At 58.5% G+C, this 25,225-nt stretch carries 22 protein-coding genes and 2 pseudogenes; 12 read left to right on the top strand and 12 right to left on the bottom strand.

Features of this window, described 5'->3' with window-relative positions:
- The first annotated feature begins 86 nt into the window (after positions 1-86).
- The 8 genes and pseudogenes from D7I37_RS08080 (at position 87) to D7I37_RS08045 (ending at position 9,031) form a co-directional block, all read left to right on the top strand.
- Complete coding sequence (locus D7I37_RS08080) at positions 87-1,037, top strand: sugar-binding transcriptional regulator (RefSeq protein WP_129543524.1); 951 nt, start codon at positions 87-89, stop codon at positions 1,035-1,037.
- A 360-nt stretch (positions 1,038-1,397) separates the two neighbouring features.
- Positions 1,398-2,917: pseudogene (locus D7I37_RS08075) on the top strand (FGGY family carbohydrate kinase).
- Between the two features lie 133 nt (positions 2,918-3,050).
- Complete coding sequence (locus D7I37_RS08070) at positions 3,051-3,986, top strand: D-ribose ABC transporter substrate-binding protein (RefSeq protein ID WP_095095038.1); 936 nt, start codon at positions 3,051-3,053, stop codon at positions 3,984-3,986.
- A 42-nt stretch (positions 3,987-4,028) separates the two neighbouring features.
- Entirely contained in the window at positions 4,029-4,649 is a 621-nt protein-coding gene (locus D7I37_RS08065) for a DUF2291 family protein (protein WP_095095035.1), read from the top strand.
- Position 4,650: 1 nt separating this feature from the next.
- Positions 4,651-6,195: a sugar ABC transporter ATP-binding protein gene (locus D7I37_RS08060; protein ID WP_129543523.1), complete on the top strand. Its 1,545-nt coding sequence runs from the start codon at positions 4,651-4,653 to the stop codon at positions 6,193-6,195.
- A gap of 17 nt (positions 6,196-6,212) precedes the next feature.
- Positions 6,213-7,268, top strand: coding sequence for an ABC transporter permease (locus D7I37_RS08055; RefSeq protein WP_095095029.1), 1,056 nt, complete (start codon positions 6,213-6,215; stop codon positions 7,266-7,268).
- Between the two features lie 57 nt (positions 7,269-7,325).
- Positions 7,326-8,123 carry an SDR family oxidoreductase gene (locus D7I37_RS08050; protein ID WP_095095027.1) on the top strand — a complete coding sequence of 266 codons (798 nt, stop codon included), beginning with the start codon at positions 7,326-7,328 and terminating at the stop codon, positions 8,121-8,123.
- 122 nt (positions 8,124-8,245) lie between these two features.
- Positions 8,246-9,031 (top strand): SDR family oxidoreductase, encoded by a 786-nt coding sequence (locus D7I37_RS08045; RefSeq protein ID WP_095099951.1) that lies wholly within the window; start codon positions 8,246-8,248, stop codon positions 9,029-9,031.
- Between the two features lie 49 nt (positions 9,032-9,080).
- On the opposite strand, the gene yigL is transcribed toward D7I37_RS08045, so the two are convergent.
- Entirely contained in the window at positions 9,081-9,881 is an 801-nt protein-coding gene (yigL, locus tag D7I37_RS08040; RefSeq protein ID WP_095095024.1) for a sugar/pyridoxal phosphate phosphatase YigL, read from the bottom strand.
- An 11-nt stretch (positions 9,882-9,892) separates the two neighbouring features.
- Positions 9,893-10,930 carry a lysophospholipase L2 gene (pldB, locus tag D7I37_RS08035; protein ID WP_061798813.1) on the bottom strand — a complete coding sequence of 346 codons (1,038 nt, stop codon included), beginning with the start codon at positions 10,928-10,930 and terminating at the stop codon, positions 9,893-9,895.
- 145 nt (positions 10,931-11,075) lie between these two features.
- Here pldB and rhtB point away from each other — a divergent pair.
- Positions 11,076-11,695, top strand: a pseudogene (rhtB, locus tag D7I37_RS08030) (homoserine/homoserine lactone efflux protein).
- A gap of 46 nt (positions 11,696-11,741) precedes the next feature.
- Here the strand turns inward: rhtB and rhtC are convergent.
- From rhtC to pldA, 3 genes are all read right to left on the bottom strand, one after another.
- Positions 11,742-12,368, bottom strand: coding sequence for a threonine export protein RhtC (gene rhtC, locus D7I37_RS08025; RefSeq protein ID WP_061798817.1), 627 nt, complete (start codon positions 12,366-12,368; stop codon positions 11,742-11,744).
- 12 nt (positions 12,369-12,380) lie between these two features.
- Positions 12,381-14,213, bottom strand: a complete 1,833-nt coding sequence (recQ, locus tag D7I37_RS08020) for an ATP-dependent DNA helicase RecQ (protein WP_095095013.1) — start codon at positions 14,211-14,213, stop codon at positions 12,381-12,383.
- A 79-nt stretch (positions 14,214-14,292) separates the two neighbouring features.
- A complete protein-coding gene (gene pldA, locus D7I37_RS08015) occupies positions 14,293-15,171 on the bottom strand; it encodes a phospholipase A (protein ID WP_061798820.1) in 879 nt (292 codons plus the stop codon).
- Between the two features lie 192 nt (positions 15,172-15,363).
- On the opposite strand from pldA, the gene D7I37_RS08010 reads away from it, so the two are divergent.
- Together D7I37_RS08010 and rarD are read left to right on the top strand one after the other, a co-directional pair.
- The gene (locus tag D7I37_RS08010; RefSeq protein ID WP_061798822.1) at positions 15,364-15,834 is read left to right on the top strand and encodes a thioesterase family protein; all 471 of its coding nucleotides are present in this window, start codon (positions 15,364-15,366) and stop codon (positions 15,832-15,834) included.
- Between the two features lie 64 nt (positions 15,835-15,898).
- Positions 15,899-16,786, top strand: coding sequence for an EamA family transporter RarD (gene rarD / locus D7I37_RS08005; protein ID WP_095095010.1), 888 nt, complete (start codon positions 15,899-15,901; stop codon positions 16,784-16,786).
- Here rarD and D7I37_RS08000 read toward each other — a convergent pair.
- Both D7I37_RS08000 and corA read right to left on the bottom strand, forming a co-directional pair.
- Positions 16,778-17,836 (bottom strand): AbrB family transcriptional regulator, encoded by a 1,059-nt coding sequence (locus D7I37_RS08000; protein ID WP_061798826.1) that lies wholly within the window; start codon positions 17,834-17,836, stop codon positions 16,778-16,780. The genes rarD and D7I37_RS08000 overlap by 9 nt on opposite strands.
- Before the next feature lie 72 nt (positions 17,837-17,908).
- Positions 17,909-18,859: a magnesium/cobalt transporter CorA gene (gene corA, locus D7I37_RS07995; RefSeq protein ID WP_061798827.1), complete on the bottom strand. Its 951-nt coding sequence runs from the start codon at positions 18,857-18,859 to the stop codon at positions 17,909-17,911.
- 454 nt (positions 18,860-19,313) lie between these two features.
- Between corA and D7I37_RS07990 the strand changes: the two genes are divergently transcribed.
- Positions 19,314-19,787, top strand: coding sequence for a WbuC family cupin fold metalloprotein (locus D7I37_RS07990; RefSeq protein ID WP_095095008.1), 474 nt, complete (start codon positions 19,314-19,316; stop codon positions 19,785-19,787).
- A 44-nt stretch (positions 19,788-19,831) separates the two neighbouring features.
- Here the strand turns inward: D7I37_RS07990 and uvrD are convergent, their stop codons facing one another.
- The 5 genes from uvrD to dapF form a co-directional block, all read right to left on the bottom strand.
- Positions 19,832-21,994 carry a DNA helicase II gene (uvrD, locus tag D7I37_RS07985; protein WP_061798854.1) on the bottom strand — a complete coding sequence of 721 codons (2,163 nt, stop codon included), beginning with the start codon at positions 21,992-21,994 and terminating at the stop codon, positions 19,832-19,834.
- Positions 21,995-22,070: 76 nt separating this feature from the next.
- Positions 22,071-22,787 (bottom strand): 5-amino-6-(5-phospho-D-ribitylamino)uracil phosphatase YigB, encoded by a 717-nt coding sequence (yigB, locus tag D7I37_RS07980; RefSeq protein WP_061798830.1) that lies wholly within the window; start codon positions 22,785-22,787, stop codon positions 22,071-22,073.
- Positions 22,787-23,698, bottom strand: coding sequence for a tyrosine recombinase XerC (gene xerC, locus D7I37_RS07975; protein ID WP_095095005.1), 912 nt, complete (start codon positions 23,696-23,698; stop codon positions 22,787-22,789). Before xerC ends, yigB begins: the two co-directional genes overlap by 1 nt.
- Positions 23,695-24,399 (bottom strand): DUF484 domain-containing protein, encoded by a 705-nt coding sequence (locus D7I37_RS07970; RefSeq protein ID WP_061798833.1) that lies wholly within the window; start codon positions 24,397-24,399, stop codon positions 23,695-23,697. The genes xerC and D7I37_RS07970 overlap by 4 nt, the downstream gene beginning before the upstream one ends.
- On the bottom strand, positions 24,396-25,220 hold the full coding sequence (gene dapF, locus D7I37_RS07965; RefSeq protein ID WP_061798835.1) for a diaminopimelate epimerase: 825 nt from the start codon (positions 25,218-25,220) through the stop codon (positions 24,396-24,398). The genes D7I37_RS07970 and dapF overlap by 4 nt, the downstream gene beginning before the upstream one ends.
- Positions 25,221-25,225 lie beyond the last annotated feature (5 nt).

Here is a 25,225-nt window from a genome sequence, read left to right as displayed (position 1 = left end):
CCATCACACTTAAATGTCTGTTCTTTTCGCGTATGATAAATGGCTCTAACATAATGGCTGCACGTAAATGATTTTCGGGGAAATATATGGCTAGGCAGGATGAACAACGGCTATTGATTAAGATTGCCACGCTCTACTATCTTGAAGGACGAAAGCAGTCCGATATTGCTCAACTTCTCTCGCTTTCTCAGTCATTTATCTCCCGCGCGATTACGCGTTGCCAAAAGGAAGGCGTGGTCAAAATTAGCGTTGTTCAGCCATCGAATATTTTCCTGAATCTTGAAAAAGGCCTGGAAGATCGCTACGGAATTAAACAGGCCATCGTGGTGGATACCGAAGAGGACGCCAGTGATCACACCATTAAGCGCGCCATCGGTTCCGCCGCCGCCCACTATCTGGAAACTCGCTTACGGCCGAAAGATCTGATTGGCGTCTCTTCGTGGAGCTCAACAATCCGCGCCATGGTTGATGAGGTTCACGCCCAGAATCTGAAGGCTAACGGCGTTATTCAACTGCTGGGCGGTGTGGGGCCTAACGGTAACGTGCAGGCAACCATACTCACCCAAACCCTGGCGCAACATCTGAACTGTGAAGCCTGGCTGCTGCCTTCCCAAAGCATTGAAGGTTCGACGGAGGAAAAGAATCGTCTCGTTGCCAGTAAAGATGTCGCCAATGTGATTGCTCGCTTCGATGAAGTCGATATTGCCATCGTCGGTATTGGCATCCTCGAACCCTCGCAACTGCTCAAAACGTCAGGAAACTACTACCACGAAGATATGCTTCAGGTGTTGGCGGAACGCGGAGCGGTCGGCGACATTTGTCTGCACTACTACGATAAAAACGGCCAGGCTGTGTTGCGCGATGATGAAGATCCTGTTATCGGCATGGCGCTGGAGAAAGTGAAAAAGTGCCCTAATGTGGTTGCCCTTGCCGGTGGCGCCGATAAGGTCGCCGCTATCAAAGGCGCGCTATCGGGTGGTTACATCGATGTTTTAATCACGGATTACCCAACCGCGCGCCTGCTTGTCGCCAGTTAACTCTCCCCAGCCAAACACTTTCTAAAAACCTTTACGCTTCACCCCGAGCGTAAAGGAATAAAAACAAATGTATTTCAATCAGATAGTCACGACCTCCTTCACTCTTTTTCACCAACATCCGTAAACTTCATCGATCGGATAAGTGTGATTGCCAGCACAATTGATGACTTTTCCTGTAGCCCGACGTGAAGTTTCTGGCTAAGGTGTTAAATAAATAATCACTATCGAATATATATTCAGTGATTAAATAAGTGAAAATGAATTGTCACATCATGGCCTGCCAGGCAGCAATGCGAGAAAGAGGAACACCTCCCCTTCCCCCTCCGCGCCAGGACAAAGTGTGACTCAGGAGACGACCTAATGCAGGCAACACGTAAAGAGTTCATCATTGCACTGGACGAAGGCACCACTAACGCCAAAGCCGTCGTACTCGATAGCTGCGGCCACATTGTGGTGAAATTCTCTCAACCGCTGGCAATTCAAACGCCGCGCGACGGCTGGGTCGAACAGTCGGGCGAGCTATTGGTCGAAGCCTCCCTTGACGTTATCGCAAAAGCAGTCGAACACGTTGGCGCTGAAAACGTTGCCGCATTAGCTATCAGCAACCAGCGCGAGACCGCCATTGGCTGGTATCGCCAGAGCGGTAAACCGATTAACGCCGCCATCTCTTGGCAATGTACCCGCAGTGCCGCTTTTTGCGATGAACTGCGTCGCGAGAACAAAGAAGCGCAAATTAAAGCCACCACCGGACTGCCAATTGCTCCCCTGTTCTCTGCCTCAAAAATGCGCTGGTTGCTGGGGTCTGTTCCTGAAGGCCACCGGCTCGCAGAACGCGGTGAAATTTGCCTCGGCACCATTGATAGCTGGCTGCTGTGGAATTTAACCCAGGGCAAGGCATTCTATTGCGATCACTCTAATGCCGCACGCACCCAGTTGCTGAACCTGCAAACCGGGCAATGGGACAACGAGATGCTGGCGCTATTCCAGATCCCTCGCGCTGCGCTGCCGGATATTAAACCTTCCTGTGGACTATTTGGTTATACCCGCGGGCTAAACGCGATCCCGGATGGTATTCCGGTGATGGCGATGGTGGGGGATTCCCATGCCGCGCTGTTTGGTCACGCCCTCGGGAATTAGGCTGCGTTAAAGCCACCTACGGGACAGGCTCCTCGGTGATGGCACCGGTGCAATCGGCAAAATGCGATATTGACGCACTGGCCACCACCATTGCCTGGCACGATGGCGATCGCATCACCTATGGGCTGGAGGGCAATATCCCACATACCGGTGATGCCGTTTCGTGGATGGCGGACAGCACGGGCTTAAGCGAACTTTCCGATGCCGAACTGGCTCATGAACTCAACACCCTGCCCGCCTCCGTGGGATCTACATTGAGCGTCTATTTTGTGCCCGCGTTAACCGGCCTTGGCGCTCCCTGGTGGGATGACAGCGCCCGCGGCGTTATTTGCGGCCTGAGCCGAGGTGTCAAACGTGCGCATCTGATCCGTGCGGCACTGGAGTCAATTACCTATCAAATCGCCGATGTGGTTGTCGCCATGCGCCAGCAGGATGATTTTCACTTAACGGCATTAATGGTCGACGGTGGGCCGACGAAAAACGACTGGTTAATGCAGTATCAGGCTGACCTGCTGGGTTGCCCGGTGATGCGCAGCGATGTTGCCGAACTTTCGGCGATTGGTGCCGCCCTGCTCGCCCGCAAAGCCCTCACTCCAGGATCGATTAGCGACCTGAAGGGCTTTTTAACCGAACACAGTGAATTTATCCCCGACATGGTCCGCCACCAGCGCCTGCAAAAAAGATGGCAGGAGTGGCGCCATGCGGTGAACAGAACATTATGGAAACCGGCATCGTCCACCTGACGCCCACCAGGGAATCTTCGTGCGCGACGAACCTTAATCATCAACCAAAGGAGCTCCTCGCCCATAAACTTGATATTCAGGTCATACGTTGTTTCACCGTACCCGACAATAACAACCAAGAGAGAACATTGTCATGAAATTACGTTTAACGCTTTTAACTGTCGCTGCCCTGACCGCTTTTTCTTTTACTGCTCAGGCCGTGGAAAAAGGTACCATAATGATCATGGTAAATTCGCTGGATAATCCGTATTACGCTTCTGAAGCCAAAGGCGCCAGCGATAAAGCAAAAGAACTGGGGTACCGAACCACAATCCTGTCACATGGTGAAGATGTAAAAAAACAGAATGAGCTGATTGATACCGCCATCGGTAAAAAAGTTCAGGGGATTATTCTTGATAATGCCGACTCAACCGCCAGCGTAGCGGCAATTGAGAAGGCGAAGAAAGCAGGCATTCCCGTGATCTTGATTAACAGGGAAATTCCCGTTGATGACATCGCTCTTGAACAAATTACCCATAATAACTTTCAGGCCGGTTCTGAAGTTGCCAACGTATTTGTTGAGAAGATGACGGAAAAAGGAAAATATGCCGAACTGACCTGTAACCTGGCAGATAAAAACTGTGTTACCCGCTCTAAATCTTTCCATCAGGTCATCGACCAATATCCGGATATGATCAGCGTCGCGAAACAAGATGCCAAAGGAACGTTAATCGACGGCAAACGCATTATGGACAGCATTTTGCAGGCGCATCCTGATGTGAAAGGCGTGATTTGCGGCAACGGCCCTGTCGCTCTGGGCGTTATTGCCGCGCTGAAAGCAGCGAATCGCACCGATGTTGTAGTTGTTGGTATTGATGGCAGCAACGATGAACGCGATGCCGTTAAAGCCGGAACCCTGCAGGCCACAGTGATGCTCCAGGCTCAGGCTATTGCCGCTCAGGGTGTTACCGACCTCGATAACTACCTGCAAAAAGGTGAAAAACCAGCGAAACAACGCGTTATGTTCCGCGGCATTCTGATCACCAAAGACAATGCAGACAAAGTTCAGGACTTCAATATCAAATCCTGAGTTCGGGTTGTTGCGCCTCTTCGGGGGCGTATAGGAGAGTTTATGTATAAAAAAACCTGGCTGGCACTGGCCGTTCTTGCGCTTGGAGGCTGTCGCATTGTCTCTGAGCAAGAGCTGGCCGATCTTAAATCCCCGCCCAATCCGCATATGGCGAATATCGATCAGACGTGGCAAGACAAAGTGGTTCCACAGGTCGTTTCTCAGGCCCGTTCCGTTGCCGAGCTAATGGCCGCCTTCCGCGCGGCGAAAGATATTGATAGCGCATGCAAAACATTGGGCTACCGCGCTCAGGATGAGAGTCCGTGCGTTTTTTACGTCAAGGTTGAGGGCAATATCACCCATATTGACTCTGCTTCCCGTAGCGGAAAAATGACGATTCAGGATACCGGCGGCAGCAATGTTGTGGTGCAAATTGGCCCAACGCTGCGCGGTACGCTCTTACGCGACGCCTACCAGGGTACCAGTTATCAAGACTTTAACGACCAGGTTCTGTTTGGCGAATATGGCCAGGCCATTAACGAGCATGCGGTAAAAATGATTCAAGCGGCACAAATTAAAACGGGCGAAGTTACGCAAGTGTATGGCGTATTCTCGGCTTGGGATATTCCGCAAGCCATTCCTGATATTACGCCAGCGAAAATTGTCAGTTTGGGAGGGAAATAACATGCAACAGCAAGAACTCGTCACTCCCCAACCAGTCGAATCTGAAGTTATTATCGAAACCCGTGAGTTGTCGCGCATCTATCCAGGGGTCGTGGCCTTGGATAACGTGAACTATCGGGTCTATCGAAATAAAGTAAACGTTCTGATCGGAGAGAATGGTGCGGGTAAATCCACCATGATGAAAATGCTTGCTGGCGTTGAAACACCGTCCTCCGGTCAAATTATTCTTGATGGCACCCCGGTTATCCTCAGTTCGACTCACCAGGCCGAAAAGAAGGGGATAAGCATCATTTTTCAGGAATTGAATTTATTCCCGAACATGAACATCATGGATAACATATTTATGGCTAACGAATTCTTTCAGAAAGGGAAGATCAACGAAAAATATCAATATGAGTTAGCAAAAAAACTATTGGAAAGACTCGAGCTCAATGTCGATCCCTATACTCAGCTTGGCGAGTTAGGTATCGGCCACCAGCAGCTGGTCGAAATTGCACGTGCGCTTTCAAAGGATACTCGCGTATTAATCATGGATGAACCTACTTCTGCACTGAGCCAGTCGGAAGTCAAAATTTTGTTTAACGTTATTGAGCAACTTAAACGTCGCGGCATCACCATTATTTATATTTCCCATCGTCTGGAAGAGCTAATGGAAATTGGCGACCACATTACCATTTTCCGCGATGGGCGCTTTATCAGTGAACGCAATGTCAGTGATACCAGCATTCCCTGGATTATCGAACAAATGGTTGGCGATAAGAAAAAACATTTCGACTATCAGCCCGCGCAAAAGGGCGAAGCGGTACTGGCCGTTGAAGGTTTGACGGCGCTGCACCACAGCGGCGGATATAGGCTCAACGATGTGAGCTTCACGCTGAGTAAAGGGGAAGTGATTGGTATTTACGGCCTGCTGGGTGCCGGGCGCACGGAGCTGTTTAAAGGCCTGATAGGCCTGATGCCCTGCCAGAATGGCAGCGTCCATCTTGGTGGCGAGAATATTGGCAAAGCCCAGTTTCAAACCCGCCTTAAAAAAGGCCTGGCGTTAGTTCCCGAAGACCGACAGGGCGAAGGCGTGGTGCAAATTATGTCGATTCAATCGAATATGACCTTATCGGATTTTAGCCTGAAAGGTTTTCGCCAGGCTTGGAAATGGCTGAACACGCAAAAAGAACACGCCAGCGTCAAAGAGATGATTCGCGAGCTCGCTATCAAAGTCAGCGACCCTGAACTGCCGATTACGTCCTTAAGCGGTGGCAATCAACAAAAAGTGGTGTTAGGCAAAGCCCTGATGACACAACCAAAGGTTGTTTTTCTCGATGAACCCACTCGCGGCATCGACGTCGGCGCCAAAACTGACGTTTATCACCTGATTGGCAAAATGGCCCAACAGGGTCTGGCAGTGATGTTCTCTTCATCGGAACTCGATGAAGTCATGGCGCTGGCGGATCGAATTTTGGTGATGGCCGATGGCCGTATTACCGCCGATTTACCGCGTCATGCGGTTACCCGCGAAAAATTAATCGCGGCTTCAACACCTCAAGATTAATCAGGCTGGAATCCATCATGAACCAGAAATATATGATTTATATGTACCTGTTGAAGGCCAGAACTTTCATCGCTCTGCTGCTGGTTATCGCGTTCTTCAGCGTGATGGTACCGAATTTCCTGACCACATCTAACCTGCTGATTATGACTCAGCACGTGGCCATCACCGGCCTGCTGGCCATCGGCATGACGCTGGTTATCCTGACTGGCGGGATTGACCTTTCTGTCGGTGCCGTCGCCGGGATCTGCGGAATGGTCGCAGGGGCATTATTGACCAACGGTCTGCCCTTATGGAACGGCAACGTCATCTTCTTCAACGTCCCTGAAGTTATTCTGTGCGTGGCCATCTTCGGCATCGTCGTCGGCTTTATCAACGGTGCCGTGATCACCCGTTTCGGCGTGGCACCCTTTATCTGCACGCTGGGCATGATGTATGTCGCCAGGGGTTCTGCCTTGCTGTTCAATGACGGCAGCACCTATCCCAACCTCAACGGTATAGAAGCCCTGGGCAATACCGGTTTCGCCACGCTGGGTTCCGGTACGCTGATGGGTATTTATCTGCCTATCTGGCTGATGATCGGGTTCCTGCTGCTGGGCTACTGGCTGACGACAAAAACACCACTTGGTCGCTATATCTACGCTATTGGTGGTAACGAATCCGCTGCTCGCCTGGCAGGCGTCCCCATCGTTAAAGCAAAAGTATTCGTTTACGCCTTCTCTGGCCTGTGCTCCGCATTTGTTGGCCTGATCGTCGCTTCACAGCTGCAAACGGCCCACCCAATGACCGGCAATATGTTCGAAATGGACGCCATCGGAGCCACCGTGCTGGGCGGAACCGCGCTGGCGGGTGGGCGTGGGCGGGTGACGGGTTCAATTATTGGGGCTTTCGTCATCGTCTTCCTTGCTGACGGCATGGTGATGATGGGTGTCAGCGACTTCTGGCAAATGGTCATTAAGGGCGTGGTCATTGTCACCGCCGTCGTCGTCGACCAATTCCAACAGAAATTACAGAACAAAGTCATCCTGATGCGTCGCCATGAGGAAAAACATGCCGCAGCTCAGGTTGCCAGTTAATAGGCTTTCATTACCCCGCCGCACGCGTTTGCGTCCGGCATATAAAAGGGAAAAAACATGCAAAGAAATTTCCATAACAAAACGGTCGTTATCACCGGTGCATGCCGCGGGATCGGTGCGGGTATTGCTGAGCGCTTTGCTCGCGATGGTGCCAATCTGGTGATGGTCTCCAACGCCGAGCGCGTTCACGAAACGGCAGAAACCTTGTCCCGGAGTCACCAGACCGAGATCCTGTCATTGCAGGTGGATGTCACTGATGAAGCGCAGGTGCAATCGCTGTACGAACAAGCCGCAACCCGTTTCGGCACTATCGATGTCTCGATCCAGAACGCGGGCGTCATCACCATCGATTATTACGATCGCATGCCGAAAGCCGACTTTGAGAAAGTGTTGGCGGTTAACACCACCGGCGTCTGGCTCTGCTGTCGTGAAGCTGCCAAATACATGGTGAAGCAAAATCACGGTAGCCTGATTAATACGTCGTCAGGTCAGGGTCGTCAGGGCTTTATCTACACCCCGCATTACGCTGCCAGCAAAATGGGCGTGATCGGTATTACGCAAAGCCTGGCCCACGAACTGGCGCCGTGGAATATCACCGTCAACGCCTTCTGCCCAGGCATTATCGAAAGCGATATGTGGGATTACAACGATCGTGTGTGGGGTGAAGCCCTGAGCACCGAACAAAAACGCTATGGCAAAGGTGAACTGATGGCTGAATGGGTCGAAGGCATTCCGATGAAGCGCGCCGGTAAACCAGAGGATGTCGCCGGGTTGGTGGCCTTTCTCGCTTCAGACGATGCACGCTATCTTACCGGGCAAACCATCAACATCGACGGTGGCCTGATTATGTCGTAATGCCCGTCAGGGACGACAAAATCAGAATCGTAACCCGGATGGCGTTAACGTAATCGGGGCATCCCTTCCCGTCGGTTTACAGCGCACTGTGCCACGGGATACTAATTCAGAGAGTGATGGTTATGATCACAAAACATTTTGCTCAGCGGCTATTTAACCTGCAGGACCGCGTGGCCTTTGTGACCGGTGCAGGCAGCGGCATCGGTCAGATGATTGCTTACGGGCTCGCCAGCGCAGGGGCTCGGGTAGTCTGCTTTGATCTACGCGAAGACGGTGGCCTTACTGAAACCGTTAAAAATATCGAGGCGATTGGCGGGCAGGCCTGCTTTTATACCGGGGATGTGCGTCAGCTCAGCGATCTGCGTGCTGGCGTCGCCTTGGCCAAAAGCCGCTTCGGTCGACTCGATATCGCCGTTAACGCAGCCGGCATTGCCAATGCCAATCCGGCGCTTGAGATGGAAACTGAACAATGGCAGCGGGTTATCGATATTAACCTCACTGGCGTGTGGAACTCCTGTAAAGCGGAAGCCGAACTGATGCAGGAGTCAGGTGGAGGCTCGATTATTAATATCGCCTCCATGTCCGGCCTTATTGTTAATCGCGGTCTCGAGCAGGCGCATTATAACTGCTCCAAAGCGGGTGTTATTCACCTATCCAAAAGCCTTGCAATGGAGTGGGTCAGCAAAGGGATCCGCGTCAATTCCATCAGCCCGGGATACACCGCCACGCCTATGAACACACGCCCTGAGATGGTCCATCAGACCCGTGAATTTGAAAACCAGACGCCGATTCAGCGAATGGCAAAAGTGGAAGAGATGGCTGGCCCGGCACTCTTCCTCGCCAGTGATGCCGCGTCGTTCTGTACCGGTGTTGATCTGGTCGTCGATGGCGGTTTTGTCTGCTGGTAAAGCTTCATGTACTACATTAATGCAGGGCGCCAAAGGCGCCCTATTCAAATCAACCCAGGAACATCTTGCGCAGGTAGTGCGGCACCGCGTCGTCGACGTTGGAGCCGATCACTTCCAGGTTCGGCAGCTTGTCCTTCAGGCGCTGGTGGGCGTCGCGCATGATGCAGCCCTTGCCGGCCATCGACAGCATTTCCAGATCGTTCATGCCGTCGCCGAAGGCGATGCACTCTTTCAGCGTATAGCCGATGATCTTGGCCACTTCTTCCAGCGCATGCCCCTTCGACACCCCGCCGGCCATCACTTCCAGACAGGTCGGGAACGAGAAGCTGACGTTGACCCGGTCGCCCCAGCGCGCGTTGATGGCGTCTTCCAGCGGCAGCAGCTTTTCGTGGTCGTCGCAGGTGAAGTACACCTTGCAGACGCCGTCGGTTTCCAGCAGGCCCGGCTCGAACAGCCGGTACTGGAAGACGGATTCCTGGAAAAACTCTTTCTGCTCGGGGCTTTCACGGTTGATGAACCAGTCGTCGTTGCGGTAGACGTTGGTGGTGATGTCCGCATCGTCGTGCATCATGCCGTACAGGTCGCGGGCGATGTCCGCGTCGAGGTTGTGGCTGAAGATCAGCTCGCCGGCGGTGTTGTGCACCCGGGCGCCGTTGGAGGTGATCATGAAGGCGCTGATCTCCAGGTTGTCGCGGATCTGCGAAACGTCGATATGGTGGCGGCCGGTGGCGAAAACGAAGTGCACGTCGCGCTGGGTCAGCAGCTTCAACGTTGCTTTGGCGTACGGCGACAGAGTGTGGTCGGGAGACAGCAGCGTGCCATCTAAATCGGAAGCGACGACGTGATACATAGCGTTATGTTCTAACCTCTGATGGAGTTGTCGGCGGTAGGGTTACCACCTAAGTGTTGAGCAAAGAAGCGCAGGATTGCGTTCAGTGCTTCGGCGCGCATCGCGTCCCGCTCGAACAGGATCTCATGGCGTGCGCCTTCGATAACCCGCGGTTTTCCCCCTTCACAGGGATGCCCCGCGTCTGACAGTGCCTGACAAAAAGCCTGATGCGAACGGTTGTCGACCACCCGTTCCTCACCGGCCTGCAATAATAACAGCGGCGTGTTGATGTCGGCGGCCTGAGCGACGATCTCCCGCCCGGCCCGAATGCTTTCCCGCACCCAGTGGTAGGTCGGCCCGCCCACCTGCAGCTCGGGGTAATCGGCGTAATAACGCAGACAGCGGCGATAGCGCTCGCGGCTGTGGGTCAGTACGTTGACCACGTAGGGCAGCGGCCGCCACTGGCCGGTTCCCACCGCATAGTAATCTCGCATCAACGGGCGTTTCTCCGCCCAATCCAGAATGCGCTTGGCCATCCAGCCCGGCATCGGCAAATAGATGCCGAACATCGGCGCGCAAAACGCCGCCGCGTCGAACGCCTGCGGCTGCCGCAGCAGGAACTGCGCCAGGATCGCGCCGCCCATCGAATGCGCCAGCGCATAACGCTGCCGATAGCCGCGCGGCGCCACTTCGCGCTGATAGAACTGCTCGAAATCGTCAACGTAGTCGGCAAAGTTTACCACATGACCGCGGTGCGTATCTGCCAGTAAACGGCCCGAACGCCCCTGGCCGCGGTGATCGACGATCATCACGTCGTAGCCGCAATGGAACAGATCGTAGGCCACCTCGGGGTATTTCACGTAGCTTTCGATGCGGCCGGGGCTGATCACCACCACCCGCCGGTGGCGCGTCGAAGTGAAACGCACGAAGCGGATCGGCACGCCGTCCACCCCGCTGAACTCGCCCTCTTCGCGCTGCCGCCAAAAAGCCAGCAGCGGCCCGGTGGCGAAGGCAGCGAACTGCGTTTCACGCGTTAACCAGTCATCGGTGCTGAGAGTGAACGAGGTCATCGAGAGCCTTTTCCCTGAGTGGCCGGCGGCAAAATGTGACCGCTGGCACAAGAAATAATACTAGCGTATGGTGATTCAATTCTGACAAAAATGGCGCCATAACGGCGCATTGTGGCACAAAACGACGCTTTCAGGGAGCTGTGCGATGACCTTGGACTGGTGGTTAACCTATCTGCTGACAACCCTCATTCTCAGCCTGTCCCCGGCTCAGGCGCCATCAACACCATGAGCACCGGCATCAGCCACGGCTATCGCGGCGCGGCGGCGTCGATAGCCGGCCTGCAGCTCGGGCTGAGCCTGCATATCGTGCTGGTCGGCATTGGCCTCGGCGCGCTGGTTTCCCAATCGCTGCTGGCGTTCGAACTGCTGAAGTGGCTGGGCGCCGCCTATCTGGTGTGGCTCGGCATCCAGCAGTGGCGCGCCGCCGGGGCGCTGGATCTGCACGCGCTGGCGGGCAGCATGCCGCGCCGCCGTTTGTTCCGCCGCGCGGTGTTGGTCAACCTGACCAACCCGAAAAGCATCGTGTTCCTGGCCGCGCTGTTCCCGCAGTTCATCCTGCCCAATCAGCCGCAGGCCGAGCAGTATCTGGTGCTCGGCGCCACCACGGTGGCGGTGGATATCCTGGTGATGATCGGTTACGCCACGCTGGCCACGCGCATTGCCGGCTGGCTGAAGACCCCGCGCCAAATGCGGTTGCTGAACCGCATCTTCGGTTCGCTGTTTATTCTGGTGGCGGGGCTGTTGGCGACGGCCAGAAGGGCCTGAGAATTTGGTTTTGGCTGCCCGTGTGCGCCCGGGCAACCAAAATAGCCTAACGGGTAAAGATCAGGTGCAAACCGAACCCGGTGAACAGCACCCCCGCCAGCCCGTCGATCCATTTCGCCAACCGCCGGTAGCCGCGGCGCATCGCCGGCAAGGCGAAGACCACCGCCACCAGGCTGAACCAGACGAAGGTCTCGGCGACGATCAGCAGGAACAACCCCCAGCGCGCGCCGGCGCCGACGTCGTCGCCGACGAACAGCGAGAACACGCTGCCGAAGTAAATCACCGCTTTAGGGTTGGAGAGGTTGGTCAAGAAACCGCGGATAAAGCTGCGGCCGGCCTGCGGCAAGGCGACCTTCGCTTCCGCCTCCGGCGCCGGCCGAGCATGCTGCGCCCGCGCCGAGCGCAGCAGCTGCCAGCCCATCCAGCACAGGTAAATCCCGCCGCCGACCATGATCACCTGGTGCAGCCAGGCCATCTTCTGCAGGATCAGGTGCAGCCCCATCAGCGCCACGCCGGCCCATACCACGATGCCGAGCGAAATGCCGATCACCCCCATCATCGCCTCGCGGCGCGAACGGCTGGCGGCGGTTTGCGACACAAAAAAGAAGTCCGGCCCCGGGCTCATCAGCGCAATCAGGTGCACCAGCGCCACGGTCAAAAACAGCATCAGCATGATTTATTGCCCTTAGTCTTCATCATTGTCCAGGTGGTCGCGGATCATCGCCATAAAGGGCGCGCCGAAACGCTCCAGTTTGCGCTGGCCGACGCCGTTGACGCTCAGCAGATCGCCGGCCTTGATCGGCATCTGTTCGGCCATTTCCAGCAGCGTGGCGTCGTTGAACACCACGTATGGCGGAATGTTTTCTTCGTCGGCGATCGATTTACGCAGCTTGCGCAGCTTGGCGAACAGCTTGCGATCGTAATTGCCGCCGTAGGATTTCTGGTTGGCGCCGCTGCGCGGCTTCAGGCTCTGGATACGCGGCACCGCCAGCTGCAGCGCCACTTCGCCGCGCAATACCGGCCGCGCCGCCTCGGTCAGCTGCAGCGCCGAGTGCATGGCGATATTCTGGGTGATAAAGCCCAGGTGGATCAGCTGGCGCAGCACGCTGGTCCAGAATTCGGTGGTCTGATCGCGGCCGATGCCGTACACCGGCAGCTTGTCGTGGCCGTATTCGCGGATGCGCTGGTTATTGGAGCCGCGCAGCACCTCGACGATATAACCCAGGCCGAAACGCTGCCCGACGCGGTACACGCAGGACAGCGCCTTGCGCGCGTCCTCCAGCCCGTCATAACGCTTGGGCGGATCCAGACAGATGTCGCAGTTGCCGCAGTTCTCGTGCTTGCCCTCGCCGAAATAGTTGAGCAGCACCAGCCGGCGGCAGGTTTGCGCCTCGGCGAAGGCGCCCATGGCGTTCAGCTTGTGGCGTTCGATATCCAGCTGCTGCCCGGCGGGCTTCTCCTCCAGGCAACGGCGCAACCAGGCCATATCGGCCGGGTCGTACAGCAGTATGGCTTCGGCCGGCAGGCCGTCGCGCCCGGCGCGGCCGGTTTCCTGATAGTAGGACTCGATATTGCGCGGGATGTCGAAGTGCACCACAAACCGCACGTTGGGTTTGTTGATGCCCATGCCGAAGGCGACGGTAGCCACCACCACCTGCAGATCGTCGCGCTGGAACGCTTCCTGCACCTGCGCGCGCCGGTCGTTATCCAACCCGGCGTGATAGGCGCCTACGCTCAGCCCGCGGCTTTGCAGACGCGCCGCGGTATCTTCCACCTTGGCGCGGCTGTTGCAGTAAATAATGCCGCTCTTGCCGCGCTGGTCCTGCACAAAGCGCCACAGCTGGTCGAGCGGTTTGAATTTTTCCACCAGGGTATAGCGGATGTTCGGCCGGTCGAAGCTGCTGACCTGCACCAGCGGATCCTGCAGCGCCAGCAGGCGCACGATGTCGCCGCGGGTGGATTCGTCGGCGGTGGCGGTCAGGGCGATCACCGGCATGCGAGGGAAACGCTGCTTCAGCTGGCCCAGGGCGCGGTATTCCGGCCGGAAATCGTGGCCCCATTGCGAAATGCAGTGCGCCTCATCCACCGCCAGCATCGCCGGCGGACAGTGGTCGAGCAGGTCGAGGAAGCTGTCCATCATCAGCCGTTCCGGGGCGATGTACAGCATCTTGATCTGGCCGCTGCGGCAGCCCGCCATCACTTCCAGCTGCTGCTCGCGGCTCTGCGTCGAGTTGTAGCAGGCGGCGGAAACGCCGTAGGCCAGCAGCTGATCGACCTGATCCTTCATCAGCGAGATCAAGGGGGAAACCACCAGGGTCAGGCCATCCATCACCAGCGCCGGGATTTGATAGCACAACGATTTACCGCCGCCGGTCGGCATCACCACCAGGCAATCCTGCCCGCCGATCGCTGCGTTGATAATCGTTTGTTGGCCCGGACGGAACTGCTGGTAGCCGAAGGTATCGCGTAATACCTGCTCTGCCAGCAACTCTCGGTTTATCACTGCTGCGGTTGACACACACTTCCCCATTTTTTATTGGCACAAACCCACGAAGCGGCGACCGGCACGGCCGCCGCTGCACATAGCCGGGATATAATTACATAATATCGTTAAGCATGACACCAACACCCACCCGTGTCTGCCGGAAGTTGTAATCGATCAACGATTCACCGTAGCCGCTGAACACCTGGGTGTAGAAGCGCACGTGTTTGGTGATCGGGTAACTCCAGCCCAGCTCGGCGCCGCCGAAGCCGCTGTTCCAGTTGTAATGGCCGTCGACGCTGAACACGCTGTCGCCCCAGGCATAGCCGACCTTCAGCCGGTAATAGCCCATGTACTTGGTGATGTCCGGATTATCGTCGCTGCTGGCGCTTTCCGAGAAGCGGAACCAGGGTTTCAGATCCACCTGCCAGTTGCCGTTTTGCGCCATAAAGCGCGCGTAGCCGCGATTCCAGCTGCGCGACGTCGGCTCCGAGCGGCCGTTGGACTGGTGATTAAGGCCGACTTCGACATCGCGCAGCGTCCAGCCGGCGAAGCGGTAATCGGTCGCCCAGCCCAGGAACACCTGCGGCTCGTAGTTGGTTTCGCGAAACGGCGACGATTCGCCATGGTTGGACAGCTGCCACCAGGAGCGCTGAGTATAAGACGCGCCGAGCACCGAGTTGTCGCCAACGATGCCGCGCCACAGCGGGAACGCCAGGCTGAGCTGGAACTTCACCTCGTCCTTGCGCGCCTTGTCCGCCCAGTTGTAGCTGCTGATGGCCTCTTTATTGAGATCGCTGGTATCGGTATACAGCACATAGTTGGTTTCATAGGGATACAGCGTGAACGGATTGTCGTGATCCTGCAGCATGTTGGCGATAATGCTGCCGCGCACCGCCGGATTATCATGAATGTGCTGCTCTTTGGCCTCTTCAGCCAGCGCCAGCGCCGGCATCAGCAGCGTGGCAGAAACGAGCCCTGACAAAATGCGCATAACCTTTCCTCACTCCAAAAAAGACTAACCCCGAAATAAAAACAGGCCATTTTACACACAAAGCCCGGTTTACAGCAGCGCGCAGCGCTTTTATTGGAATAGTCTGGAAAGCAACAAAGGTTAAGCATAAAATCAACAACTCATTAACCTGGACTGACCAGTACGTTACCCTCAAGAAGAAGAACGAAAACTATGTCTACCGCACCGCTGACTCTTGCAGTCGCCCGCCAAAAGATTGGCGAAATCTTTGTTTATCACATGCCGTTTAACCGCGAACTGGGGCTGGAGCTGCGTCGCTTTGACGACGACTACGTCGAGCTGAGCTTCACCAATCAGCAGAAGCTGGTGGGCAACGCCGCGCAACAAATCCTGCACGGCGGGGTGATCGCCTCGGTGCTGGACGTCGCCGCCGGCCTGGCGTGCGCCGGCAGCGTGCTGATGCGTCTGGAGCCGCTTCTCGAAGAGGAAATCGCTTCGCGCCTGTCGCGCATGGGCACCATCGATCTGCGCGTCGACTACCTGCGCCCCGGCCGCGGCGAGCATTTCGTCGCCTCCGCCAGCGTGCTGCGCAGCGGCAATAAGGTCGCGGTGGCGCGCGCCGAGCTGCATAATCACGACGGCCTGCACCTCGCCAGCGCCACCGCCGCCTATCTGGTCGGGTGATTGTGCGCGGTGAGCGTCTTAAGTACACTCACCGCATCTTCTATTTCCCCATCAGAGTAACGTCATGGACGCACAACAAACGCGGCAGGGCATTTTCTTTGCCCTGGCGGCCTATTTCATTTGGGGCATCGCCCCGGCCTATTTCAAACTGATCCAGCAGGTGCCTGCGGATGAAATCCTCACCCACCGGGTGATTTGGTCATTCTTCTTCATGCTGGCGCTGATCTCGCTGGGCCGCAACTGGCCGCAGGTGCGCGCCGCCTGCCAGAACCGCAAACGGCTGCTGCTGCTGGCGGTCACCGCGCTGCTGGTGGGCGGCAACTGGCTGCTGTTTATCTGGGCGGTGAATAATCACCATATGCTGGAGGCCAGCCTGGGTTATTTCATCAACCCGCTGGTTAACGTGCTGTTGGGGATGCTGTTCCTGGGCGAACGTTTTCGCCGCATGCAGTGGCTGGCGGTGGCGCTGGCGTTCGCCGGCGTGCTGATCCAGCTGTGGCAGTTCGGTTCGCTGCCGATTATCGGCCTGGGGCTGGCGTTCAGCTTCGCCTTCTACGGCCTGCTGCGTAAAAAGATCGCCATCGACGCCCAGACCGGCATGCTGATCGAGACCCTGTGGCTGCTGCCGGTCGCGGCGGCTTATCTGTTCCTGATCGCCGACAGCCCGACCAGCCACCTGAGCGCCAATCCCTGGTCGCTGAACCTGCTGCTGATTGCCGCCGGCGTCGTCACTACCGTGCCGCTGCTGTTCTTCACCGCCGCGGCCACTCGCCTGCGCCTGTCGACGCTCGGCTTTTTCCAGTACCTCGGCCCGACGCTGATGTTCCTGTTGGCGGTCACCTTCTACGGCGAAACCGTCGGCCAGGACAAGCTGGTGACCTTCGGCTTTATCTGGGCGGCGCTGGTGCTGTTTACCCTCGACGCGCTCTACACCCAGCGCAAGCTACGTTGACGCCGGCGAGGCGCGGTTGGAAATAAACCGCGCCATCGCCGGGCCGGTCAGCAGGATGGTGAACAGCCGCAGCGTCTGCATCGCCATCACGAACGACATGTCCACCCGGCTGCCCGCCGCGATGATCGCCACGGTATCCAGCCCGCCCGGGCTGGTCGCCAGGTAGGCGGTCATCATATCCACCGGCAGGAAATGGGTCAGCATCCACGCCAGCAGCCCGCAGAACGCCATCAGCGCCACGATGGACACCAGCATCTGCGGCAAGGTGCGCAACGCCAGCAGGAAGATTGGCCGGGTGAAACGCAGCCCCACGCTCCAGCCGATCAGGGTGTAAGCCAGCGCCAGCAGCCATTCCGGCACCTGCAGCGCCATGGCGCCGCTCGAATGCAGCGCCGCGCCGAGGATCATCGGCAGCAGCAGCGCGCCGGAGGGGATGCGCAGCCGCGGCCCGAGCCAGGCGCCGGCGGCGGCGACGCCGAGGGTGGCGAGAAAGCGCCAGTCCAGCGGCGGAAACCACTGCAGCGCCGCGCTGCCCTGGCCGGCTTCATCCCCCAGGCCGATCCGCGCCACCACGGCGGCGGCGGTGGCGACAAACAGCACCCGCAGATACTGCATGAACGCCACCAGCCGCACGTCGGCGCCGAAGTCGCCGGCCATCGCCACCATGGCGGAAGCGCCGCCGGGCGAAGAACCCCAGGCGCCGGTCGGGCCGGGCAATCGGCTGAAGCGCACCAGGCACCAGCCGGAAATGCCGCTGGCCAACAGCGTGGCAGCCAGCACCAGCAGCACCAGCGGCCAGTCGTCGAGCAACGGGGTGAGAATCGAGGGGGAAAGGCTTTGGGCTATCATGCAGCCCAGCACCGCCTGTGCGGCGATAAACAGCGGTTTGGCAATGCGCACCGTGGCGCCCAGCAGCCCCATGGCGACGCCGACGATCATCGGCCCCAGCAGCAGCGCCGCCGGTATATGGAAGCTCTGCAGGCCAAATCCCAGCGCCAGCGAAGCCAGCAACAGAATCGACCATTGAATCAAACGGGGCAACCTCTCCATCAACACGCGCGCCTTACCAACAGAATGAGCCGAGGGGCTATTCTACCTCTAAGTTGGCAAAGCGCGTTTCGTTTAAAGCCAGTTCTTGCGTTTGAAGTACAGATAGGGCGCCAGCCCCGCCAGGATCATCAGGCTGATGGCGCCCGGGTAGCCGAACGACCACTTCAGCTCCGGCATAAACTCAAAGTTCATCCCGTAGCTGGACGCCACCAGCGTCGGCGGCAGGAACACCACCGACACCACCGAGAAGATCTTGATGATGCGGTTCTGTTCGATGTTGATAAAGCCCATCGCCGCCTGCATCAGGAAGTTCACCTTCTGGAACAGCGATTCGTTGTGCGGCAGCAGGGATTCGATGTCGCGCAGCACTTCGCGCGCCTGCTCCAGCTGGCCGGTCGGCAGGCGCGCCTTGCGCACCAGGAAGTTCAGCGCGCGCTGGGTATCCATCAGGCACAGGCGCACCTTCCAGCCGATATCCTCCAGCTCCGCCAGCGTCGACAGCGCTTCGTCGTATTCGTCGCCCTGGTGCCCTTCCATGATCACCCGGCTGAGCTTTTCCAGATCGCTGTAGATGTTTTCGATCTCGTCGGCCAGCTGTTCGATTTTGGTCTCGAACAGGTCCAGCAACAGCTCGTAGGCGTTGCCGTCGACCATGGTCAGGTTGCGGGCGCGCATGCGGTACAGCCGGAAGGCCGGCAGTTCGCGTTCGCGCAGGGTATACAGCCGGCCGTCGCGGATGGTGAATGCCACCGTCGAGTTGCCGGCGTGATCTTCCGCATCTTCAAAGTAGAAGAAGGAGTGAATATGCAGGCCGTCTTCGTCTTCGAAGAAGCGGGCGGAGGCTTCGATGTCGTCCAGTTCCGGACGCGTCGCCAGGCTTTGGCCCAGCTCGTTTTGCACGCGCTCGCGCTCGCCTTCTTCCGGCTCAACCAGGTCGACCCACAGCGACGTGGTGAGATCATCTGAGTCATCCAGCTCCAGACGGGACAAGCGGCTGTTATCTAATTTAAAAGCGCTTAGCATGTGCCAAAACTCCCTAATGGTGACGGGTGCAGACAACGCGTTGAAGCACAGAAACAGAGGGGGTGCGTATCACCGGCTTGTTTCAGACCATGAAGAGATCTGACTCATAGCGACACTTTGCGGAGTCGCCGACAACCACGAAGGCTATCAGCAGAATGGGATAGCCTTAGAAGTTGTACCTGCGGCGCAGGTCAGTGAGCCAGCATCTACTGGGTGTGTCCAAGGCGTATGTCCTCATTGATAATAGTGCGCGCATGTTACGCCGAGACGAAAAAGTCTGTCAACACGTTAGACAGGATAATTGCGCAACAATTCATCACCATGACAAATGGTGAAAAATGCGCGTAATCCGCGGGCGAGAAGACAGAAAAAGTCGCGGCGATCTCTGACCGCGGCGGCGAATATTGCTAAGCTTACGCCACCCCAAGGGACAATAAACATGCGGACTTTACCGATGAAACAGATTACCGCCCATGAACTGAGCGCGATGAGCGAACAGGCCGCCAACGTCGCCCGCCTGCGCGCGCACCGCACCCTGCACGACGAGTTAAGCGACCCGGTACAACGCCTGGCGATCGCCATGGAGCCCGGCACCTACATCCGCCCGCACCGCCACCCGCAGACCTGGGAGCTGCTGACGCCGCTGCGCGGCCGCTTTGTGGTGCTGCAATTCAACGATGACGGCATGGTGACGCAGCGCACCCTGCTCGGCGAAGAAACCAAAGTGCTGGAGATGCCGGCATTTACCTGGCATGCGGTGCTGTCGGTCGATCCGGGCGGCGTGGTGTTCGAGGTGAAGCAGGGCCCTTATCAGGCGCTGACGGAAGAAGACTGCATGCACTGGGCGCCGCAGGAAGGCGGCGAAGGCACCGAAGCGGTGATGCGCTGGTATGCCACCGCGCAGATCGGCGACCGGTTCCCTCACTGATCATGAACGATTGCAGGGGCTTGCCCCTGCAACTCACCCTCTGTTTATACCGTTTCCAAACGAGCGTAGGCCGCCACCAGCCACTTGATGCCTTCGCCCGGGAAGGCTACCTGCAGCCGGCTGTGTTCGCCGCTGCCTTCCAGATTCACGATGGTGCCTTCGCCGAACTTGGCATGGCGCACGCGCTGGCCCAGCTTGTAGCCGGTGTCGTTTTCACTGATTGGCGTGCCCATGCGGCGGTGATTCACCGGGCGCGAAACGCTGGCGCGCAGGCGCACCTCTTCCACGCAGTCTTCCGGCAGCTCGCCGATAAAGCGCGACGGCCGGTGATACACCTCTTTGCCGTACAAACGGCGCGTTTCGGCGTAGGTCAGCGTCAGCTTCTGCATGGCGCGCGTCAGGCCCACGTAGGCCAGGCGGCGTTCCTCTTCCAGCCGGCCGCCTTCATCCAGCGACATCTGGCTCGGGAACATGCCCTCTTCCATGCCGACGATAAACACCAGCGGGAACTCCAGCCCCTTGGCGGAGTGCAGGGTCATCAGCTGCACCGCGTCCTGATAGGCGTCGGCCTGGCCTTCGCCCGCCTCCAGCGCCGCGTGCGACAGGAACGCCTGCAGCGGCATCAGATCCTGATCTTCTTCCTGATAGCTGAACTGGCGCGTCGCCGTCACCAGCTCCTCCAGGTTTTCGATGCGCGCCTGGCCCTTCTCGCCCTTCTCCTGCTCATACATGATGAACAGCCCGGAATCGCGGATCACCCGGTCGGTCTGCACGTGCAGCGGCATCTCGGCGGTTTCGTGCGCCAGCGAATCGACCAGTTCGGTAAAGCGCTGCAGCGCCGACGCGGCGCGGCCGGCCAGCACCTTGTCCTGCAGCAGCGCGCGGGTGGCCTGCCACAGCGTCAACTGACGGTCGCGCGCCGCCTGGCGCACCACGTCGAGGGTGCGATCGCCGATGCCGCGCGTCGGGGTGTTGACCACCCGCTCAAAGGCCGCGTCGTCGTTGCGGTTGGAGATCAACCGCAAATAGGCCAGCGCATCCTTGATTTCCTGACGCTCGAAGAAGCGTTGGCCGCCGTAGATGCGATACGGCATCGCGGTCTGCAGCAGCGCCTCTTCCAGCACCCGCGACTGGGCGTTGCTGCGGTACAGGATGGCGCAGTCGTTGAGCGCGCCGCCGTTGTCCTGCCAGGTTTTGATGCGGTTGACCACGAAGCGCGACTCGTCGAGCTCGTTGAAGGCGCAGTAGATCGAGATAGGCTCGCCTTCGCCGCCCTCGGTCCACAGGTTTTTGCCCATGCGCCCGTCGTTGTTGGCGATCAGAGTGTTGGCCGCCTTCAGAATGTTGCTGGTCGAACGGTAGTTCTGCTCCAGGCGGATGGTCTCCGCACCGGGGAAATCCTTCAGGAAGCGCTGGATGTTTTCCACCTGCGCGCCGCGCCAGCCGTAGATCGACTGGTCATCGTCGCCGACGATCATCACGTTGCTGTTGTTGCCCGCCAGCAGGCGGATCCAGGCGTACTGGATGCTGTTGGTGTCCTGGAATTCGTCCACCAGCACGTTGGTGAAGCGCTCGCGGTAATGGTTGAGGATATGCGGTTTGTTCAGCCACAGTTCGTGGGCGCGCAGCAGCAGCTCGGCGAAGTCCACCAGCCCGGCGCGATCGCAGGCCTCCTGATAGGCCTGGTAGATGCGCAACCAGGTGGCTTCCACCGGGTTGTTGTAGGTTTCGACGTGCTGCGGGCGCAGGCCTTCGTCTTTCTTGCCGTTGATGTACCACATCGCCTGGCGCGGCGGCCACTGCTTCTCGTCGATGTTCAGCGCCTTGACGATGCGCTTGAGCAGCCGCAGCTGGTCGTCGCTGTCGAGGATCTGGAAGTCCTGCGGCAGGTTGGCTTCCATGTGGTGCGCGCGCAGCAGGCGGTGCGCCAGCCCGTGGAAGGTGCCGATCCACATGCCGCCCTGGCTGGTGCCGATCAGGTGCTCGATGCGGTGGCGCATTTCCGCCGCCGCCTTGTTGGTGAAGGTCACCGCCATGATCGAATACGGCGAGCAGTTCTCTACCGACAGCAGCCAGGCGATGCGATGCACCAGCACCCGGGTTTTGCCGCTGCCCGCACCGGCCAGAACCAACAGGTTGCAGCGCGGCGCCGCCACGGCTTCGCGTTGTTTTTCATTCAGGCTGTCGAGCAGATCGGAAACGTCCATAGGCACCATCATCGGTAAGGGAAAACGCAACCAAAACGCGTTTCCACTGTGAATTTATACAGAGTTCTGGCAGGGATTATAACAATGCTGTCAGCGATGCCAACTGCGAAATCTCAATATGCGGCAACAGGCGGCCGTCGGCGGCCTGCATCAGATCTCGCTGGCGATCGTTGATCCAGCAGGCCTGCAGGCCCGCGCGCAGCGCGCCGGCCACGTCGGTGGTCAGGTCGTCGCCCACGTGCAGGATCTGCCCGGGCGCCACGCCCAGCCGTTCGACGGCCAGCCGATACATGTCCTGATAGGGCTTGGCGCGCCCGTCCGGCCCGGAGCGCAGCACGAACTGGAAGTATCCGTCCAGCCCGCACAGCGCCGGATCGGCATTGCCGTTGGTGATCGCCACCAGCGGATAACGTTCACCCAGCGCTTTCAGGGTGGCATGGGTCGCTTCCGGCACGTCGATGCGGCTGCGCCACAGCGCAAAGTTCTGCATCGCCGCGTCGGCGCCGATCGCGGCCTCGGCGTCGCGCAGCCCCTGGCGGCTCAGCGCCAGATGGATGGCGCGCCAACGCCACTGGGTAACGTCGTGGTAAATCTCCGGATCCTGTTCGCGCAGCTCCTGCCGCAGGCGGTGAAAGTCCGCCGACTGGAAGCAGCTCAGTCCGGGATGGTAGCTTTGCAAAAAAGCCACCGACTGCTGCTCGGTTTGCCGGATCACCGGGCGGTTGTCGTACAGCGTATCGTCCAGATCGAAGGTCAGCGCCGCCAGCGGGCGCAGCGGGCGGTAAAAATGCATCAGGATTTTCCTCGTTTGGCGCGCGGATGCGCGGCATCGTACACGTTCGCCAGGTGTTGAAAGTCGAGGTGGGTATAAATTTGGGTGGTGGTCAGGTTGGCGTGGCCTAGCAACTCTTGCACCGCGCGCAGATCGCCGCTGGACTCCAGCATGTGGGTGGCGAACGAATGGCGCAGCTTGTGCGGGTGAATGTGGCTGTTGACGCCCTGCTTCACGCCCCACTCGGCGAAGCGTTTTTGCACGTTGCGGGTCGAAATGCGCCGCCCCTGATTGGACAGGAACATCGCGTCGTCCTCCGGCCCGAACAGCTCGCGCATCGCCAGCCAGTGCTCCAGCCAGGTGACGGCGGTGCGCCCCACCGGCAGCTTGCGTTCCTTGCTGCCTTTCCCCATCACCCAGATTTCACCGGCGGCCAGATCGACGTGGCGGCAGTCCAGCCCCACCAGTTCGGACAAGCGCAAACCGGCGCCGTACATCACCTCCAGCATGGCGCGATCGCGCACCGCCAGCGGATCGTTGAGGTCGATCTCCAGCAGCTGGTTCATTTCGTCGACGTCGATATTTTTCGGCAGGTGGCGGCCGCTGCGCGGCGTGCGAATGCCTTTGGCCGGATTGGCGTGCAGCACGCCCTGGCTGACCAGCCAATCGAGAAAGCTGCGCAGCGACGACAGCCGCAGCGCCAGGCTGGCGGATTGCAGGCCGGCGCGTTTGCTGCGCGCCGCCAGCATGCGCACCCGGGCGGCGTCTAGCGCCGTCCATTCGGTGACGCCGATGTCCTGCGCCAGCAGCATCAGCGCCTGCAGCTGGCGCGAATAGCTGATTTGCGTCAGCGGGCTAAGCTGGCGCTCCACCTTCAGATAACGCAGAAAAGCGTCCACCGGCTGCTGCAGGCTGGCCGCTATCGGGGTCATGCGCGTTCGATCCAGCGTTCCAGCAGCTCCGGCAGCATGCGCGCCAGCTGGTTGAGCATCACCGTGCCCATGCCCTGCTGATAGTGTTGCGTGTCGCGGCTGCTGAAGATCACCATGCCCAGTTCGCCTTCGTCGCCCAGCATCGACAGCGCCACCGAGCCGACCTGCTTGGCCTGCGGCAACAGCAGCAGCAGCTCGGGCCCATTCAGGCTGCCGAGAAAATGCTGCTCATTGCCCAGGCGCTGAATGCGCAGCGGTTCAAACGCCGAACGCGCCAGCGCCAGATGGGTAAAGTCGGAAGGCGCGCCGATGTTCCAGCGATCGGAAAACAGGCGGATATTGGCGCCGGCCAGGCCGAAGCCGCGCGCCCAGCGCTGCAGACGGTTGAGCATGTCTTGCAGGCTGTCGGCGGTGGCCAGGCTGGCCTGCAGGTGCAGCAGGCTGGCGAACAGCGTTTCATTGGCGCTGGCCTGCTCCATCAGCAGGGTGATTTCTTCTTCCAGTCGATTGATGTGGTTGCGCTGGCGGGCCAGGTGCCACTCCACCAGCGAAACGGTGCCGCGAACGGGATGAGGTACGCGCATCTGCTCAACCCTGCGCGCGTTGCGAATAAAGAAATCCGGGTTTTGCAGCAGATACTGCATTACGGTGTCGTCATCCAGCTCGACGCCTGCGACGCTCTGTTCTTCTACGCTTTTCATAGGTGAATAAATCCGTCATATACATGGGTTGCCGGACCGGTCATAAACAGCGGGCTGCCCGGTCCTTTCCAGCGAATATGCAGGCTGCCGCCCGGCAGTTCTACATGCACCTCTTCTGACAGCAATTCCTGTTGAATGCCCACCGCCACCGCCGCGCAGGCGCCGCTGCCGCAGGCCTGCGTCTCGCCGGCGCCGCGCTCGTAGACGCGCAGCTTGATATGCTCGCGGCTGACGATCTGCATAAAGCCGATGTTGGCCCGCTCCGGGAAGCGATCGTGCCCTTCCAGCACCGGGCCGAGCAGCTCTACCTTGGCGGTTTTTACATCATCTACCTGTAAAACACAATGCGGGTTGCCCATCGACACCACGCCGCACAGCACGGTATGTTCGGCGGCGCGCATGATGTACGTCTTCTCCGCCTTGGCGGCGCGGAACGGCACCGCCTGCGGATCGAAATTCGGCTCACCCATATTGACGCACACCAGGTCATCGTCGGTGACGCTGAGCACCATGCGCCCGGTTTGGGTACTGACGCGAATGTCGCGTTTGTTGGTCAGCCCTTTCAGCCGCACAAAGCGGGCGAAGCAGCGCGCGCCGTTGCCGCACTGCGCCACCTCGCTGCCGTCGGCGTTGAAGATGCGATAGTGGAAATCCAACTCGGGATCGTAAGGCGGTTCTACCACCAGCAGTTGGTCAAAGCCGATGCCCAGGTGCCGATCGGACAGCCTGCGGATCAGCTCAGGTGAAAAATAGACATTCTGTGTAACGGCATCGACCACCATAAAGTCGTTGCCCAGACCGTGCATTTTGGAGAACTGCATATCAT

Source organism: Serratia sp. 1D1416 (assembly GCF_003641105.1).
In the GTDB taxonomy this organism is placed as follows: Bacteria; Pseudomonadota; Gammaproteobacteria; order Enterobacterales; family Enterobacteriaceae; genus Serratia; species Serratia ficaria.
This window is presented reverse-complemented; position numbering and strand designations above follow the sequence as displayed.

Bases quoted from the DNA above. Each gene is read 5' to 3' on its own strand.
- D7I37_RS08080 (WP_129543524.1), top strand. From the start codon at position 87: ATGGCTAGGCAGGATGAACAACGGCTATTGATTAAGATTGCCACGCTC.
- D7I37_RS08070 (WP_095095038.1), top strand. From the start codon at position 3,051: ATGAAATTACGTTTAACGCTTTTAACTGTCGCTGCCCTGACCGCTTTT.
- D7I37_RS08065 (WP_095095035.1), top strand. From the start codon at position 4,029: ATGTATAAAAAAACCTGGCTGGCACTGGCCGTTCTTGCGCTTGGAGGC.
- D7I37_RS08060 (WP_129543523.1), top strand. From the start codon at position 4,651: ATGCAACAGCAAGAACTCGTCACTCCCCAACCAGTCGAATCTGAAGTT.
- D7I37_RS08055 (WP_095095029.1), top strand. From the start codon at position 6,213: ATGAACCAGAAATATATGATTTATATGTACCTGTTGAAGGCCAGAACT.
- D7I37_RS08050 (WP_095095027.1), top strand. From the start codon at position 7,326: ATGCAAAGAAATTTCCATAACAAAACGGTCGTTATCACCGGTGCATGC.
- D7I37_RS08045 (WP_095099951.1), top strand. From the start codon at position 8,246: ATGATCACAAAACATTTTGCTCAGCGGCTATTTAACCTGCAGGACCGC.
- yigL (WP_095095024.1), bottom strand. From the start codon at position 9,881: ATGTATCACGTCGTCGCTTCCGATTTAGATGGCACGCTGCTGTCTCCC.
- pldB (WP_061798813.1), bottom strand. From the start codon at position 10,930: ATGACCTCGTTCACTCTCAGCACCGATGACTGGTTAACGCGTGAAACG.
- rhtC (WP_061798817.1), bottom strand. From the start codon at position 12,368: ATGCTGATGCTGTTTTTGACCGTGGCGCTGGTGCACCTGATTGCGCTG.
- pldA (WP_061798820.1), bottom strand. From the start codon at position 15,171: ATGCGCATTTTGTCAGGGCTCGTTTCTGCCACGCTGCTGATGCCGGCG.
- D7I37_RS08010 (WP_061798822.1), top strand. From the start codon at position 15,364: ATGTCTACCGCACCGCTGACTCTTGCAGTCGCCCGCCAAAAGATTGGC.
- rarD (WP_095095010.1), top strand. From the start codon at position 15,899: ATGGACGCACAACAAACGCGGCAGGGCATTTTCTTTGCCCTGGCGGCC.
- D7I37_RS08000 (WP_061798826.1), bottom strand. From the start codon at position 17,836: ATGGAGAGGTTGCCCCGTTTGATTCAATGGTCGATTCTGTTGCTGGCT.
- corA (WP_061798827.1), bottom strand. From the start codon at position 18,859: ATGCTAAGCGCTTTTAAATTAGATAACAGCCGCTTGTCCCGTCTGGAG.
- D7I37_RS07990 (WP_095095008.1), top strand. From the start codon at position 19,314: ATGAAACAGATTACCGCCCATGAACTGAGCGCGATGAGCGAACAGGCC.
- uvrD (WP_061798854.1), bottom strand. From the start codon at position 21,994: ATGGACGTTTCCGATCTGCTCGACAGCCTGAATGAAAAACAACGCGAA.
- yigB (WP_061798830.1), bottom strand. From the start codon at position 22,787: ATGCATTTTTACCGCCCGCTGCGCCCGCTGGCGGCGCTGACCTTCGAT.
- xerC (WP_095095005.1), bottom strand. From the start codon at position 23,698: ATGACCCCGATAGCGGCCAGCCTGCAGCAGCCGGTGGACGCTTTTCTG.
- D7I37_RS07970 (WP_061798833.1), bottom strand. From the start codon at position 24,399: ATGAAAAGCGTAGAAGAACAGAGCGTCGCAGGCGTCGAGCTGGATGAC.
- dapF (WP_061798835.1), bottom strand. From the start codon at position 25,220: ATGCAGTTCTCCAAAATGCACGGTCTGGGCAACGACTTTATGGTGGTC.